Raw genomic sequence first — 16,158 nt, 5'->3', positions numbered from 1 at the left:
TTCCCCGGCCGCACCTCTTAGACCAGCTGTGCGTTAAAGCCTTCAAGAAACTCTCGCGCCATCATGGAGTAAGGCGCCTGAGGATTTGCCATGGACTTCATCTCTTTAACAAGACGGTCTCGTAATTGACCCAAGCCATTCAGAATAATTTCGTCATCCGCTAGTTGCTCAGGTGGGCTCAGGCGCTGCTGTATCCTTCTGATCAATGCAGACAAGTCCACCACCTGACACTCCAGAAACATCAGATGGCGTAAAACCCGCGTTCGTTCTTGGACCAATCCCAACCTGTTGAGGCCATAGACAAGGATTGAAACAGCCCCCCGCAAGTCGAGCTTCCGCTTGAGGGTCAACGTCAATTCCGCACGAAAATCCCTCATCGAGGTCGGGTCAAAACCCAAGGCTGGCAACCCAAGCTCTGAGCAAGGCCTAGCCAACATCAACCCAATGACGTTGCTTTTCTTGATGTAGAAGGTCAGGTGATTTTGCGGCTGGTCCTGGCACGGGTTTAAAAGTAATGGCATTTCCTTGGCACAGTCACCCGTCGGGTCGGTAACCCTGGGCCCCTGGATGGGAAAATACGTGCCTTTCCCCGTCGTCACAGTGCGAAAAGCGGTGAATTCTCCCTCCTCTTCCAGCAGCCCCAAGATCCGCGTGGACGCACGCGGAGTGATTTGCTTTCGGCGCTGATTACAGTGGATGCAGCTGGGCAGCAAGTTTTCCCACGCCATGCCCAACCACCAATAGCCTAGGTGCTGGGGATCCTCGTTCAGCCCCGCCTTGGGACGGTAATGCTCGACCTCCATGGAAGACGTCACGGACAAAAAACTTTCGCAATAGGCACATTTGCGATGGAACATTTCGTTGAGCCGCGCCCTGACGCTTTCGTCCGCGTAGACCCCAAAGAGGGGTTTCTCCTTCTTTTTGGCACGCGTGCGTTTGGTTTTTGTCTTGGGCTTGGCTGCCGAGCCCACCTTGTTTGCCAAGTTACGCTTGCGGATTTGTTTCTTGATATAGGCGGTTACCGCCACCAGCTCTTCGTCCGCCTTTGAGGGGACGCCTTCAACCACTGCCATCACATGTGGCGGGGCGAATGCTGATCGATCCACTGGACGCATGTCTAGAAGCCCTCCAGCAGTGCGCGGATGTCGGCTTTTGCTTGCGCGTCAAGAACCTTCAACCTCGCCTCGGATACAGTGACTCTCGCCTGAAGTACCTTAGCAACCACCTCCTGCACCATGCGCTGCGCTGCAGTAGACCCAACAGGCAGGACATGGTTGATTTCGGCTTTAAAACGCTGCACCACATCATCGTCATCAGGTTTAAGTTCTTCACCGCCATAGCTCGCAGCCAGCAAATCGGCAAGTTGCCCCAGCTTGAGATTCATCAGCGGCTGGTCGGTGGACGCCAGGCTGAAAAAGTCTGAGGTCAGCAGTTGTTCGATGGTCAATTGGGTAATGTTGGGCAGGCCCAGTAACTGCTCAACTTGGACCATTACCTCATGACCATCCTCTGCGAGCGGTTTGGCAGTACGATGCACCACCAGCACCTCACCATGATGCATGCCGCGCACACAGAGCGGGTCGTGGCTGGTAGCGATGAACGTGACCTTGGGCAAGGCCCTGCGCAGCGCGCCCATAATCTGGATTTTCCAACGCGGATGCAGGTGCGCCTCCACCTCGTCGATCAGCACAATCGCACGGGCGTTCTCCAGGCTTTGATAGTGCGGGTTGGTGCTGCGGTCCATCAGCCTGCGCATGATGTCGCAAACCATTGCCAATACCGAGCGATAGCCCGACGAGGCATGGCTCATGGGCGTGATGGTTTCAACACCGCCCAATCGTGTAACGATAAGGCAACGCTGCTCGTCGGCAGACTTTTCAATGACATCGAAATCTCCCTCGACAGCCATGACAAAACGCAAGGCGCGCGCGACAACGGACAGGTCACGCTCACTCAGGCCCAGCAGCCAGGGTTCGGGGTCGGGGAGCAAACGCTCGGAATTGAACAGGTTGAAAATCCCGGGTCCCGCCTTATAAGTCGAGCTGTTTTTTTGATATTGGCGAAACGCACCGTAAGCAAACACCGGCGGTATAACCCCCGTAATCTGCGGTTTCCAGGCCGCCCCGACGATGTCGAGGACGGCATCTGGCGCCTGTTCGAACCCTAGACGTATCTGTGCTGAGGGCATGACGGGAAGGTTCATCTGGCCCAGGTATGTGGGATCAAGGACCAGATCCGCAATATTCAGCCTGAGCGAAGCACGGGTTACTTCGTCGCTCAATGCCAGCGCCGTTGCCTCAAGAATAGAGCTTTTGCCGGTAGCGTTTTCACCCAGGATTAGCATGGCGGGTTGCACGGGATTGCGGCCCAATAACGACTCGGCCGACTGCTGCACCAGAGAAAGTTCAAGATGACTGATCGCCTTGAAATGGGTCAGTTCGATGGAGCGCAGTGTGGGATAGATTGGCGGTGGTGGAAGCGGACCCGGCCTTTTCTCTTCAGGCGCTGCCTCGGCTGCCTTGGCTGCCTTGGCTGCGGGTGCGAAGTCCTCCTCGATAGGCGCGAAGTTATTTTCGATCCACGCGTCCAGTTTTTTCCGATGCTCATCTGAGCGTAAGTGGGGATACAGCGTCTTGAATGAGCTACCGATCTGTGAGCGGGTAACGATTGAGTGTCGACCCCGGACAAGGACTGACAGGTAGTCGACGATCAACCGACATTGCAGGTACCACAGCCCGCCGAACTCCAAGGTATTGAAGTCAAACAGATCGTTCGCGCGAAACCTGCCATGGCCCGGCTCAAGGAGTCGGTGCCTGTAACCGCTCAGTACTTTTGCCCGTACCAGATCCAACTCTTCTCGATCCAACTTGAAGTGGCTGATCGTCGTCGCCCCTCGGGGGCTCTGCGCTCTGATTTGGCCATTGATCGAGATGAATAGGTGCTCATGGAACCGTCTATCGCCGCAGGGATCGAGCAATTCTTGTTTTTCATCGGACGGCTTTAGCCGCCACGTACCTAAGTCTGCTTCGACATATGCTTGCAGGCGCTCTATATCGGGCAAAGGCAGGCGATTGCCATCTACCGGAAAAAATTCCGGCTGGTGCGGAATACAGTCCCGACAGATCGCGTACACATTGTCCCAGGCATTGGCGAGCCAGGTGTAATACAGGTGACCGTCGTTGCCCTCCGGAGTGGCGGATGCTTGGGGCCGGAAACGATAGGCCAGGGTCTCGCGCCCTGCTTCGCAAAACGCACACTTGCCTCGGAACAGATGCCTCAAGCCGTGGAGTACTTGGGAGTCATTGAGGTCCAGCGCGTGCTCGCTAAATCGGGTTTGCGCACGCACCAAAGGGCTTAGCTCAAAAAACTCAAGCAGTTGAGTCCGAGCCCGACTCGCTTGCGGCATGCGAAAGAACTTCGGTGGCGCTGACAGGCTGCGATCAAAAAAATGCATTAATCTCGTCCCTAAGATACAAAAGACAACGAGATTAATATCATGAGGCCACTAAGCGAAAGCGCCTTTGCATATTTACTTCACATATTTGAAAGTCCCCACCGGCTCGCACGCCCCCTTCCCCCGTGTCGCCAGGCAGTAATACAACGGACACGTTACTACCAACCCCACCAGCCACGACAGGTCCGCGCCTTCCACCAGGTTGGCCCACGGCCCCACATACAGCGACGTATTGGCAAATGGCAACTGCACGATAATGCCGATGAAATACGCCACGATCGCATGCAGGTTAAACCGCCCGTAAACCCCACCATCCGCCTGGAAGATCGAGGCAATGTCATAGGCGCCGCGCTTGATGACGTAGAAGTCGATCAGGTTGATCGACGCCCACGGCACCAGCACCAGCAACAGCGCCAGAATCAAACCGATGAACTGTGAAATAAAGTCCGCCGATGCGCCCAGCGCAACCACACAGCAACCCGTGAGGACCACGCCCGACAGCACCACACGCACCTTGATGCTGGGGGTCCAGTGGCTGGCGAAGGTCTGGATCGAGGTGATGATCGACAAGACTGCGCCGTACAGATTCAAGGCGTTGTGGCTGATGATATTGAGCAGGAACAGCACCATCAGGATCGGCCCGAGCACGCCGGTGGCTTGCTTGACCGCGACCATGGCTTCGGTGCCTTCGGGCGTGGCCAATGCCGCAACCAAGCCAAAGGCGAAGGACAGGATGGTGCCGAGCGTCGCGCCCAGGTAGGTCGCGATAAACGGCCGGGTGATGCCGATGTCGGCCGGCAGGTAGCGTGAGTAGTCGCTGGTATAGGGCGAGAAACTGATCTGCCAGATCACGCCCAGCGACACGGTGGCCAGCCAGCCGGCCGCGTTAAAGCCGCCCCGGGTGGTGAAATCCGCCGGCAGGTCATGGGCGAAGATATAGATGAAGCCGGCGAGCAACGCGCTGCCCATCACCCAGGTGCCGATGCGGTTGAGGGAATGGATAAAGCGGTAGCCGATCACACCGATGGCCGTAGCGCTGAGGGCGCCGATCAGGATGCTCGCTGGAACCGGCACCGACGGCACGATGCCAACGATGGACTTGCCGGCCAGCACGATGTTGGAAATGAAGAAGCCGATGTAGATCACCGCCGCAAAGAACACAATCAGCAGTGCGCCATAGCGGCCGAACTGACCCCGGCTCTGCACCATCTGCGGAATCCCCATGCGCGGGCCCTGGGCCGACGCCAAGGCGATCACGATGCCGCCGAGCATATGTCCGAGGGCAATGGCCAGCAGCCCCCACATCAGGTTGAGATGGAACACCTGGGCCACCATCGCGCCGGTCACGATAGGCAGCGGAGCAATGTTGGTGCTGAACCATAAGGTGAACAGGTCGCGGGCCTTCCCATGGCGCTCTGCGAGGGGAACGTAATCGACCGTGTGATTCTCGATCAACGGGTCTTGCCGGGACATCTGGGGCATGGAAATGAACTCGCGTTTGTCTGATCTTATAGTTGTTTGAAGCCAAACCGGGGGCGCTCTACGAGAGCATCTCAGATGAACACCATATTATGGTATTCCAATATTTTCACAAGACTGATCCGTAGTCTTTGTGCGCATCTGATCTGCAATTTTGCCACATGGCCCACGTCGACTCCTTGCTGAAAACCCCGTATTTATTGGTTATAAGACCAAGGACCGACGTATGTCGGCCCATTGAAAAAGCGCTTGCATCACACGTATTACGGTATACCATCAGACATACAATTTTATTAAAACCACCCACCTCTGAGGTCTACCCCATGATCGATGCCTCCCTCTACAAACAAGTGATGGGCTCGTTTCCGTCAGGAGTCACTGTGATCACCACCCTGGATGACGACGGGCAAATCGTTGGGTTGACCGCCAGCGCTTTCAGCTCGTTGTCCATGGACCCGGCCTTGGTGCTGTTTTGCCCCAACTACAGCTCGGATTCATACCCGGTGTTGATCAAAAACAGACGCTTTGCCATCCACGTGTTGTCCGGTGGGCAGCAGAGCGAGGCCTATGCGTTTGCACGCAAAGGCAAGGACAAGGCGCAAGGTATCGAATGGACGTTGAGTGAACTGGGCAACCCGATCCTGGCCAATGCCACGGCGGTGATCGAGTGCGAGCTGTGGCGTGAATATGAAGGCGGCGACCACGCGATCATGGTCGGCTCGGTGAAAAACATGATCGTGCCCCAGCAGAACGCCGGGCCGTTGGTGTATTGCCACGGCAAGATGGGCGCCCTGCCCATCGTTGCCTGATTCTTTCTGATACACCGCAGTGTCTGCATCGCGGGTAAGCCAGCTCCCACAGGGGAATACATCTCAAATGTGAGAGCTGGCTTATCTGCGATAGCGGTGGTCAGGTACGAAAGCGACTGACCAACTGATTCAACGTCTGCGACAACGCCGTCAACTGCTGCGCATCCTGGCGCGTGGAATCGGCCAGACTCGCCACTAACTGCGCATCCCCATGAATCTGGCTGATATGCCGATTGATGTCTTCGGCCACCTGGTGCTGTTCTTCGGCGGCGGTGGCGATTTGCGTGTTCATGTCCCGGATCACGTCCACCGATTCGCGGATCAGGCCAAAGCTGGCCCGCGCCTCATTGATCGACACCACGGTTTCTTGGGACACCTCCAGGCTCGCATGCATCTGCTTGCCCATCTGGTGAGTGCGGCGCGCCAGGTTGCCCAGCAGTCCGTCGATTTCACCGGTGGAGTCGGATGTGCGCTTGGCCAGTGCGCGCACCTCGTCCGCCACCACTGCAAAACCGCGGCCCTGCTCGCCCGCTCGCGCGGCTTCGATCGCGGCGTTTAGTGCCAGCAGGTTGGTCTGCTCGGCGATGGAGCGAATGGTGCCGAGGATCGATTGGATGTCGTTGCTGTCTTTTTCCAGTTGCTCCATGGCTTGGGCAGAATGGCCAATTTCTTCGCTCAAACGCCCGACACTGCTCACCGCCGCATCGATCTGCTGCTGCCCCGTGTGGGCCTGGCGCTGACCGTTGTCGGCCGAGTCAGCCGCCTGGCAGCAAGAGCGCGCGACTTCGTTGGAAGTAGCGACCATTTCATGAAACGCCGTGGAGACCATATCCACCGCTTCGCGCTGGCGCTCGGCGACTTCGGCCATTTCTACCGAGACTTCATTGGCACTGCCTGAGCTGCTGTGGATCTGCCCGGCAGCCTGGCCAATGCGCTGGATAAGCGTGCGGATGGCTTCAAGGAACTGGTTGAACCAACCGGCAAGTTGCGCCGTCTCGTCGCGCCCTTTCACCTCCAGGCGTGCGGTCAAGTCACCTTCGCCCTGAGCAATCCCTTCGAGGCCGCTGGCCACACCGCGAATCGGCTTGACGATCAGCCCCGCAAACCAGGCGCCCGCCACCGCGAACAACACGCCACACACCAGCGCGATGGCCGCAATCAGCCAAGTCAAGCGAGCCGCGCCGGCCATTACTTCACTCTCGCGCACCAGTCCGACAAACCGCCAGCCCAAAGCCTTGGACGGCCATACTAGGGCCATATAACGCTCACCCGCCAACTCGACTTGCACCAGGCCTTGACCGGCTTCGCTCAACTGCCGATAGCCATCACCCAACTCGGCAAGCTTTTTGAAGTTGTGGGACGGGTCATGCGGGTCAACCAACACCGTATTATCAGTCTCCATCAGCATCAGGTAGCCGCTCTCACCCAGCTTGATCTGCTTGACCAGGTCGGTCAGTTGCTTGAGGGACACGTCGATGTTGACCACCCCGTTCGCATTCCCCCGGCGATCATTGAAGCTTTGCACCGTGCTGACTAACACCACATCGTCGGCGGCCCAGTAATAGGCGCCGGTACGCAGGGTCCTGCCAGGTTGCGCCATGGCCGTCTTGTACCAGGGGCGCGTGCGCGGGTCGTAGCTGGCGAGCTTTGGGTCGCCGGGCCAGAACACATAACCACCGTCCTCTGTGCCCAACGATAAGTAGGTGTAGGCCGAATGGCTCCTGGCCAGCCCCTCGAACAACGTGAACAGTTGCTGGTCACGTTGGCCGGGAGCGACTTGCGCCGCATCACTGGCCAAGTAGCGTTTCACATCGCTATTGATCGCTTGCAATTGCGGATGTGCGGCCAGGTAGGCGACGTTCTGGCTGATGCCTTCGAAAAACAATTGCATCGCGTTGTCGACCTGGCGGATCTCGCGCCCACTGCCGTCGATAAAGCCGTCCCTGGCCTCATCGCGCACATTGAGGATGATCAGCGCTGCTACCAGAATCACCGGTAGGCTGGCGATCACCGCAAAGGCCAGAATCAGTTTTTGTTTTATGTTCATCGAGCTCGCCTTCCTTGTGAGGTGAGGGTGCAACCGTTGGAGAGAAAAATTTTGCGGATATTCCGTATTATGGTATACCAACAATCAATCCGCCGAATAGCTGTCATCACCAGCACGCTTCATATTGGCGAGAGCACATAAGGGCCCGCAGTCGACAGGCCGATCACAATAGATCCGAGGTAAGCGTCATGAAGTTTTCCCTGTTCGTACACATGGAACGTTGGGATGAGAGTGTCAGCCATCGCAAGCTGTTCGAAGACTTGACCGAACTGACCCTGATGGCCGAGGCCGGCGGCTTCAGCACCGTATGGATTGGCGAACACCACGCGATGGAATACACCATCTCGCCAAGCCCAATGCCACTACTGGCTTACCTCGCGGCCAAGACCACCACCATTCACCTAGGCGCCGGCACCATCATTGCGCCGTTCTGGCACCCGCTGCGGGTGGCGGGCGAATGCGCCTTGCTCGACGTGATTAGCAACGGGCGCATGGAAGTCGGCCTGGCGCGTGGCGCCTACCAGATTGAATTCGACCGGATGGCCGGCGGCATGCCCGCCTCCAGCGGCGGCCAGGCCCTGCGCGAAATGGTGCCGGTGGTACGTGCGTTGTGGAAAGGCGACTACGCCCACGACGGCGACATCTGGAAATTCCCCACCTCCACAAGCGTGCCTAAACCGATCCAGCAGCCCAACCCACCGATGTGGATCGCCGCCCGCGACCCGGACTCGCACAACTTCGCGGTCGCAAACGGCTGCAACGTGATGGTCACGCCGCTGATGAAAGGCGACGAAGAAGTGCTCGACCTGAAAAACAAATTCCAGGCCGCCCTCGACAACAACCCGGATGTGCCACGCCCGCAGCTGATGGTGCTGCGCCATACACACGTACACGCTGTGGACGACCCGGAAGGCTGGAAAGTCGGGGCCAAGGCGATCGCTAGGTTCTATCGCACCTTCGATGCGTGGTTCGGTAACAAAAACGTACCGGTCAACGGCTTCCTCGATCCGAGCCCGGAAGAAAAGTTCGCCGGGCGGCCGGAGTTCGAACTGGAGAGTCTGCACAAGACCGCGATGATTGGCACGCCGGAAGAAATCATCCCGCGCATCCAGCACTATAAGGAGCTGGGCGTCGACGAGTTCAGCTTCTGGTGTGACAACAGCTTGCCCCACGCAGAGAAGAAAAAATCCCTGGAGTTGTTTATCAAGCATGTATTGCCGGCGTTTCGTTGAAAGTGCGCTGAACTGCATAACGCTGGCATTTTTGCCGGCGTTTTATTTCAAATGGGCACCGCTGAAACTCATTGCTTCTCGCAAGACTTAAGCTAATGGTTGCTGCGTACCGATCAAGGGGGCTGTTAATCTTATTGAATATCTACCACGTTCTACCAGGCTCCGATCCACACCGCATTGTAACAATTCACGATATACATTAGGCACAGGTTCCGGCGTAGGTCATCGACACAGGCATATCGACCGACTGACTGCTGGCCCACACGATGATCGCGATGTTCGCCGAACATTTAAGGGGCTACCGCCGGGAATCAACTTTTGGTCGAGCTGGTTCGCTAAGACTAAATCCCGGACATTTAACAAGCTATCCAGCTGCCCGCTGGGTAGCCATTGAATTTGTGGTTATTTCAAGCGTTGAGTGACAACCATGGTTATGCTCTGACCGCTCCTCAACCGGAGTGCAAAAGCGAAGTTTGATTGACGTGCGTCGGGCGTGTTCACCGTACGCTCATAATTGATCCAGCGCTCGGGACGCAAATTCAAAGGCTCAGAAACAACTGAGTCAGATGTCTGTAATCCGACTTTGGCTCGCCCGTACGGACGTAGCTCAACGATTGGAGTTGCTGACAGATTAGATCGACCGCCTAAGCCATATTTATCAAACACTCAAACTCACTGAGCACTATCTGCTGCACGCCAGGCAACTTCTAGCTGTGCAATTGCTACCGCCTTCACTTTTTGAAGGCGCGCATGGGACTCATGAAGCGGCCCCCTCACCGCTTCAAAACCTGAAACTGCGGCCTTCAGACCTCTGCATGGCCCCATATCTGGAATGATGTCGCCCGGATGCACTGAGGACGCGTCACCTAGGCAGATTCCATTGAAAGCTGTCATCTGAGCGTTGAGCGAGGCCGCCTCCCGGACCATGTCTTCAATTGCGCCATCGATCGACTCGCTTATATTTCGAATACGGGGCTCAGAGCCTTCGATCTGAACAAGCAAACCTCCTGCTTGAAGTCGCTGCTGGTCATTCCCAGCTGCAAGCCTCTGTGCAAGCTGAAGCTTGCCGCCGATCTCCTTGCTTACCTGAGCAAAGTAAGACACGAAACGAGGCGTGTCGTTGATCTGCTTGTTTGCTCTCTTCACATAGGCATCTAACGAGGCTTCGAGGGCAGACGCAGACCGATTCAAAGCGTCCACTCGTGCGCCTTTCAACTTCTCGGCTTTGATCACATGACCAGTTTGCGCAAGCCTCTGCGATTCAGCATTGAACTCCTCGACACTGTCTCGGGTGAAATGAACTTTGGATACCAGGGCCGCATCGCCTGATACATTGAGATCCAAACCTTTATCTGAGAGCACACCGCTGTAGTTCAGCTCAGTAGAGCCCCTAGGTGTAGAGATCACCAGTGTCAGTCTTTCCCCGTCAACGACTCCCCTCACATTGGCTATCAATGTACTGATCTCGCCTTTGGACGAGAGCTCAATAGTCCGAAGGCTACCGACGATTTCGCCACCTTGAGACTGGGTGAGCTCCAAGAGCTCCACCCCTGATGAGCGAATGGCAACGTAAGTGCCAGACGCGTGAGGGTCAAAACATGCCGTCAGCATTAGCGCTGCGGATACGACTGCAAGCACGCGTAAAAGGCTTCCCATCCTACACCCCCGATCCTGAGGATCTGAGTATAGGATGGCAACGGATCATCGCCCTGGAATGGCTCCCAGTTCGGCCAGGCGTTGCACCTCAACGGCGGCAAGCTCTTTTATGAGCTGACAATGCTCAACAACGCTAACAGCCTCCAGTTCATAGACTCCCTGGATACATCCCAAAGCCAGCCATCCCTTTTCGTTAACCTGCTCCGGTGTGAGTGCCTCTCGAATACGGCCTATCTCAACGTCGCAAATATGACGTGCTTTGACTCGATCTTCCTCTGTGTAAAACGGCATTGGTGCTCTCCATATGCGTGATCAGCTGTCCGTTCATGACTCCTGCAAACATTCGTCAATCTCCATTTCGTACCGGTAAACTAACAATGCATTCAGGTGCTCAGCATGATCTGTGAGGCCGCTCAGACGTCAAAACAAGAAAGTGTCACCGAATGAAAAACACGTCATCACATCCCGTTCCCCTCCTTGAGCAACGCTCGGCGCAATAGGCAAAAACAGCTGCCGTAGTGGCACATCGCCAAAAAGTGCTAAACGAATTCAACTCCTTGCCGATAAACTCGAAATTATGCACGTCGATTCTGCTTTCAGCCGTGCCCTTTCTGGTTCTGGCCTTTTGCCAGACAGCCCATTTTTCGCAAGGAAGTGAGTGATGTTTAGACGGTACTTTGGCGCACCCGAGCAAGGTTACTACGCCGGCATGCGGGAATATGACATCTCCTCTCCGAAGCGTTTCCCAGCAGTTTCTACTTACATTTTCTCATCCATTAGCGACGCGCTCTCAAAAGCTTACGACTCGGCTCGTGAGACTGTTGTGGAGGCGGCTGACATCGTGGCGGATAAGGTTTCCGATGCTTATGACTCGACCCTAGAGACCGTTTCTGACGCAGCCGATGTTGTATCAGACGCATACAGCTCCACCCGAAATGTCGTATCTGAAACAGCAGAAAAAATCTCCGAAGTCGCGTCTGATGCATTTAGCGCTACGACCGAAACAATCTCCACAGCGGCGCAAACTGTCGCATACGCTGCTTCGGACGCGCTCGACGCCTCGCAAGAATACGTAAGCGAGTTAGGCGACAAATTTACTGATGCCGACGGTTCAACGAACTATTGGGCAATCGCAGGAGGAGCCGCCATTGGTGTCGGAGCTGTCGCCGCGATTCCATTCACAGGGGGTGGCTCCTTGCTGGGGGCCGCGACACTGATGGGCTCATTGGCTGGAGGTGCAACAGTAGCCGCCGCAGTCGGAGCCGGGGTGGCTGGCGCGGTAGTGGGAGTACACCTGGGTGATAGCACCGCCGAGCGGGAAAAAGGCTACAACAAAGGATTTGCTGAGGGTAAAGCTGAAACCGTTGTTGAGCTTGAAAAGCTAGGTGACAAATTTGAAAGGGTCCGCAATCAGCTGAAGGAAACAGGGCAGTTTTTCAATGGCGTGATCGCCATGCACGCGGTCGCTATTGCAGCCGCAAATTGCGATGGCGAGATTTCCGAAGTAGAAAAGCAGTCAATCGACATGCTCATCTTTGGCCTTGCCTCCGACTCAATACCACCTGCGGCGCTTGGAAAAATCGCCTCCCTGTATCAAAACCCACCCTCCATTCGCGATGCCTTTGAGCTAGCGAAAGCATCAGATGTGGACCTGACCGCGTTTCGCGAAATCATCAACATTATTATGGAATCAGATGGTCTCGCTCACGTCGCCAAAGACACATTCATGCAAGCATGGAATGAGCTAATAGCCGCCTAAGGAAGGGATGCGATGAGCAAGCTAGAAATTTTTAGAAAGCAGCAAGCCTTACGTGCCTCCGTGGGCAACAGACCTCTGATTCATAGCGCTGTATCACCCGAGGCAGTTGCGCAAATACTCAGCATCGAGCCTGATTATGTCCGGCTTTCATCCTTCAATTACTTTGAAGCGATATCCCTAACTGCAGCAGACCATTCTAATGAAGCCCTTCGATTGATCGACCAGCTCGAACAGGGCTTTGACGCTGCCCGACTCGATCACATGTTGCAGAAATGCCAGCAGGACGTGATCGGGGCCATAGCGGGACCTTTGGGGTTGGGTAAGGTACTCGCTGTCCACGATAAAGTCGGGGGTAACGTCACCACGGTCCATAACGCTGGACAGGACATCTACGCCCGGAAAGAAGACGGGTACAACCGAGCCGAATACACAGATGCACCTAATAGTGAGGGCAAGAGGTTTTCTGGTGATGGTAAAAAATCCGTAGGTAGCGAATTCACGAAATCAAAGCTCATCGATAAAACTGACGTCATTGATGGTTATACCCTTGAACGCATAAAAGGCAGCGAGAGCAGCCCTGATCACATCATCTCAACCAGTGCTTTCCACAAGGATGGGGGCTTTATGCTCCCCAAAAAACAAAAAGCCGACTTTGGTACTGATAAAGATAACCTGATTTCAACTCGCCGGGACATCAACATATCTATGAGTGATGATGACAAGCGTGAATGGGTTGATCGCAAATCAAACGGCCGAAAGATCACAAACGAAGACCACTACAAAATAAACAAAACTCAACTCGAAGCTGCCGTACAACGTGGGGAAAAGGCAGCAGAAAAGCACGGCCCATCCTTGAGTGAAAAAGCTGAGTTCTACACCAAAAACGCAGCGGCAACAGGCGTAAACGAAGGTTTGAAAATGGGTACCCAACAGGCCTTCGGCTTGTTGATGGTCGAAATATTTTCAAGCGCACTCGAGGAAATTAAAGACGTTTATAAAAACGGCCAGCAGAGTGAATCAGTCTTAGAAGAGCTATCTATAAGACTGAAGCGCCTGGGCACGAGGATAGCGTCTAAGTGGAAGGACATGATCGAGGGCTTTAGCGGTGGCTTCATTTCCGGCTTTATTTCCAATGCGCTGACAATGCTTATCAACATGTTCGTCACTACCGGGAAACGCGCCGTACGCATGATTCGCGAAGGCGTTTTCTCTCTTTTAAAAGCGATGAAAATGATGGTCTTCCCTCCAGAAAACCTGACCTTTGCCCAAGTTGCCCATGAAGCCTTAAAGCTCTTGGCGGTAGGTGGCGTAGTAATTGGTGGTGTCGCCTTAGAGGAGATGGTGGAGAAGCTGATCATGAGCGTCCCTCTCTTGGTACCGATCGCCTCTATGCTTACCGCCGTTCTGGTCGGTGCAATTACTGCTCTGTGTATGACCTTCGTCTGCTACCTAATAGACAAAATGGATTTACTCGGCGTGATCAAGGCCGAGCGGAACAAGGCGATCATTTCCGGCCTAAATACCGAGTTTGACGCGAAGGTTACGAGGTCGTACGCCATTATCGAAGATATCGAGAAGTACCTACTGGAAGCTTGATAGCGGGACAGAAACGATCGCCGTCTTCTGTGGCTAGGGCGGCGATTTAAGCGGAGGTTGAATCGCCAATCTCTACGGGGGGTTGAGCCTGGTGTCCAACGCGAATCGCTCTTGGCTAACGAGTTCAAACAGGTCCTCTGCCGCAACGGGATTCATCAGCACATTCCAGCTGTGCCGAGAAACCGCCGAAGGTATCAATACGAAGGGATGCTGAGCTAGGAGGCCGTCACCGAACAGCTGTTGACCGCGGCCGGGGGAGCCTGGAAATAGCCAGTTGGCATTCGGTACCGAGTCCGGCATCACCTGGTGAACCAACTTGAATTCTTTTACCCGGGCACACGTCAAGACATGCGGTACCGTATCCAGTGCCTGAAAGCCTTTATGCACGGCCACCTCAAGAATCGCCGTGGAGGGATCCGCCGAGCAATACACAGCCTTGCAACCTTTAGAGTTCCACCGGCCGCCGGCAATTTCAGCACCTATGCCGGACGACCAGGTGGACGCATGTTTCTCCTGGTCAAGACGCCACAAATACAGCTCACCATTCCCTGGCAGTATCGTCATCAGGAGTACACCCCATACTCCATGCGGGTCAGAAAGTCCTCGACCAGCTCAAAGCCCATTTGCGTGGTCAGAAGATCTATAGGCGCCTTCCCTTCAAGCCCCATTGCTGGCGACGTCATCCAGTTAACCGCTTGCTGGCGATCACCCAAGACTTCTTCAGCTTTGCTCAACACTGTAGCTAAGCGCCAGGTACCGTTCGTTTGTTCGGCGGTCAGCGGCTCAGGACTCTTGATCCGACGCTGCACCGTACGATCAGACAGGCCAATGATCTTAGAAAACACCTGATGGTCACGGAACTGGCTGTACGATTGAACAAACGAGATGACCAGGTCCGACGGAAATCCTTTCTCCATCATCGCGTGAAGCTCAAACGCGCTGGTGGCTTTGAGCTTTTTCCCCTCACCGAACAATAACTGCAACGGACGTATTGGGTCGTACGCTATTGGATAGGACTCTTTACCTGCAGCAATCATGATCGCGCTCCTCTGCCATATGGCCAAAATATAGCGCCATTTGACAAAAATTGCTAGCTTCGTCGAAATAGGTCACGCCCCAGTGATACGGCTCATATTGCCTTTGAAGACGTTGGCATGCTCTTGAATCCTTAACGACGCATGAACGGTTTTATCACTGAATTGCTAATGTGGGGACAATCGCAAGTGAAGACTCTCGAGGATTTCCGTCATACGTCCCCAGTACCTATTCATTTTTGAGTAAGTTGCCTCTGTTTGAAAATCCAGTCCCATAAGATCTGATCTCTCTAGGTACTCCTGCCCAATGAGCACCAACTCGACGCTTACCTTCCGGCTTTGCGTACTGATATGATCTAATCATCAACGCGAACAAAACTGATAGAAAAGCTCCAATAACACGCATGCTCGCTTAACTTCATCGGAAACTTAGAATGAAAAGGCGACGCAGCATCACTCCCCTGCTTAGTGGCAAAATATGTCAAATACTCGCGACGACTTTACGAACCGAACCAAGAGTGATTTGGCGTTGCGTGCTAGCTATCTATGCTCCAACTGCAAATGCTCAACGGTCGGGCCAAGCGATGAGGCATCAAATGCCGTTACTATGATCGGAGTTGCCGCACACATCACTGCAGCTTCAGGCGGGCCGGGCGCGCGCCGTTATGACCCCAATATGACCTCCGCTGAGCGTTCGCATATCGATAATGGGATCTGGCTGTGTGGAACCTGCAGTGTTCTCATTGACCGCGATGAACAGCGCTTTCCGGTTAAATATCTCTTAGACCTTAAGAGACAACACGAGGTGTCCCGCCGCATCCACGGATTCGGAGCCGCAGATGCAGAGGACATAATTGCGATTGGTCCCTATCTCATAGCCTTAGGCTTGGTCTTGCAATCTGGACCTGAAGGACACCAAGTTAGAATTTCCCACTTTTTGCAAGGGACTATTCGTGATCTGTGGTCTTTAACTCAAGACTTTAAAAAATAGCCGCCCGAACGTCGATATGTACTTCTAAACGAGCTTGGTTATGGCGGATTGTTAGCTGAGGCCCCGACCATTAAACGTACAAGTCAAGGTTATGAGCTTCA

The 16,158-nt window shown here is 54.8% G+C and carries 11 protein-coding genes and 2 pseudogenes; 4 read left to right on the top strand and 9 right to left on the bottom strand.

Translation table 11 applies throughout. The annotated features are described in order from the left end of the window. Window positions 1–17 precede the first annotated feature (17 nt). The 3 genes from AU074_RS09535 to AU074_RS09525 all read right to left on the bottom strand — a co-directional run bounded on the left by AU074_RS09535 (window position 18) and on the right by AU074_RS09525 (window position 4,936). A complete protein-coding gene (locus AU074_RS09535; RefSeq protein ID WP_076014498.1) occupies window positions 18–1,115 on the bottom strand; it encodes an HNH endonuclease in 1,098 nt (365 codons plus the stop codon). 2 nt (window positions 1,116–1,117) lie between these two features. Further along, window positions 1,118–3,454 (bottom strand): AAA family ATPase, encoded by a 2,337-nt coding sequence (locus AU074_RS34445; protein ID WP_083676653.1) that lies wholly within the window; start codon window positions 3,452–3,454, stop codon window positions 1,118–1,120. A 75-nt stretch (window positions 3,455–3,529) separates the two neighbouring features. Then, on the bottom strand, window positions 3,530–4,936 hold the full coding sequence (locus AU074_RS09525; RefSeq protein ID WP_076014497.1) for a cytosine permease: 1,407 nt from the start codon (window positions 4,934–4,936) through the stop codon (window positions 3,530–3,532). A 320-nt stretch (window positions 4,937–5,256) separates the two neighbouring features. On the opposite strand from AU074_RS09525, the gene AU074_RS09520 reads away from it, so the two are divergent. Continuing rightward, window positions 5,257–5,742 carry a flavin reductase family protein gene (locus AU074_RS09520; protein WP_076014496.1) on the top strand — a complete coding sequence of 162 codons (486 nt, stop codon included), beginning with the start codon at window positions 5,257–5,259 and terminating at the stop codon, window positions 5,740–5,742. A 100-nt stretch (window positions 5,743–5,842) separates the two neighbouring features. Here the strand turns inward: AU074_RS09520 and AU074_RS34830 are convergent. After that, window positions 5,843–6,439: pseudogene (locus AU074_RS34830) on the bottom strand (methyl-accepting chemotaxis protein); the annotation flags it as partial. A gap of 261 nt (window positions 6,440–6,700) precedes the next feature. Next, window positions 6,701–7,633, bottom strand: a pseudogene (locus tag AU074_RS34825) (cache domain-containing protein); the annotation flags it as partial. A 344-nt stretch (window positions 7,634–7,977) separates the two neighbouring features. On the opposite strand from AU074_RS34825, the gene AU074_RS09510 reads away from it, so the two are divergent. Continuing rightward, window positions 7,978–9,021 carry an LLM class flavin-dependent oxidoreductase gene (locus AU074_RS09510; protein ID WP_076014494.1) on the top strand — a complete coding sequence of 348 codons (1,044 nt, stop codon included), beginning with the start codon at window positions 7,978–7,980 and terminating at the stop codon, window positions 9,019–9,021. Between the two features lie 672 nt (window positions 9,022–9,693). Here the strand turns inward: AU074_RS09510 and AU074_RS09505 are convergent. Both AU074_RS09505 and AU074_RS09500 read right to left on the bottom strand, forming a co-directional pair. Beyond that, window positions 9,694–10,560: a hypothetical protein gene (locus tag AU074_RS09505; RefSeq protein WP_143503558.1), complete on the bottom strand. Its 867-nt coding sequence runs from the start codon at window positions 10,558–10,560 to the stop codon at window positions 9,694–9,696. A gap of 162 nt (window positions 10,561–10,722) precedes the next feature. Next, complete coding sequence (locus AU074_RS09500; protein WP_076014492.1) at window positions 10,723–10,968, bottom strand: hypothetical protein; 246 nt, start codon at window positions 10,966–10,968, stop codon at window positions 10,723–10,725. Between the two features lie 370 nt (window positions 10,969–11,338). Here AU074_RS09500 and AU074_RS09495 point away from each other — a divergent pair, with 370 nt between their 5' ends. Then, the gene (locus AU074_RS09495) at window positions 11,339–12,436 is read left to right on the top strand and encodes a hypothetical protein (RefSeq protein ID WP_076014491.1); all 1,098 of its coding nucleotides are present in this window, start codon (window positions 11,339–11,341) and stop codon (window positions 12,434–12,436) included. Window positions 12,437–12,448: 12 nt separating this feature from the next. After that, a complete protein-coding gene (locus tag AU074_RS09490) occupies window positions 12,449–14,032 on the top strand; it encodes a hypothetical protein (RefSeq protein ID WP_076014490.1) in 1,584 nt (527 codons plus the stop codon). Window positions 14,033–14,104: 72 nt separating this feature from the next. Here the strand turns inward: AU074_RS09490 and AU074_RS09485 are convergent, their stop codons facing one another. Further along, window positions 14,105–14,596, bottom strand: coding sequence for an RES family NAD+ phosphorylase (locus AU074_RS09485; protein ID WP_076014489.1), 492 nt, complete (start codon window positions 14,594–14,596; stop codon window positions 14,105–14,107). Continuing rightward, window positions 14,596–15,069 carry an antitoxin Xre/MbcA/ParS toxin-binding domain-containing protein gene (locus tag AU074_RS09480; protein WP_076014488.1) on the bottom strand — a complete coding sequence of 158 codons (474 nt, stop codon included), beginning with the start codon at window positions 15,067–15,069 and terminating at the stop codon, window positions 14,596–14,598. The genes AU074_RS09485 and AU074_RS09480 overlap by 1 nt, the downstream gene beginning before the upstream one ends. Window positions 15,070–16,158 lie beyond the last annotated feature (1,089 nt).

Source organism: Pseudomonas sp. ATCC PTA-122608, from assembly GCF_001952855.1.
In the GTDB taxonomy this organism is placed as follows: Bacteria; Pseudomonadota; Gammaproteobacteria; order Pseudomonadales; family Pseudomonadaceae; genus Aquipseudomonas.
This window is presented reverse-complemented; position numbering and strand designations above follow the sequence as displayed.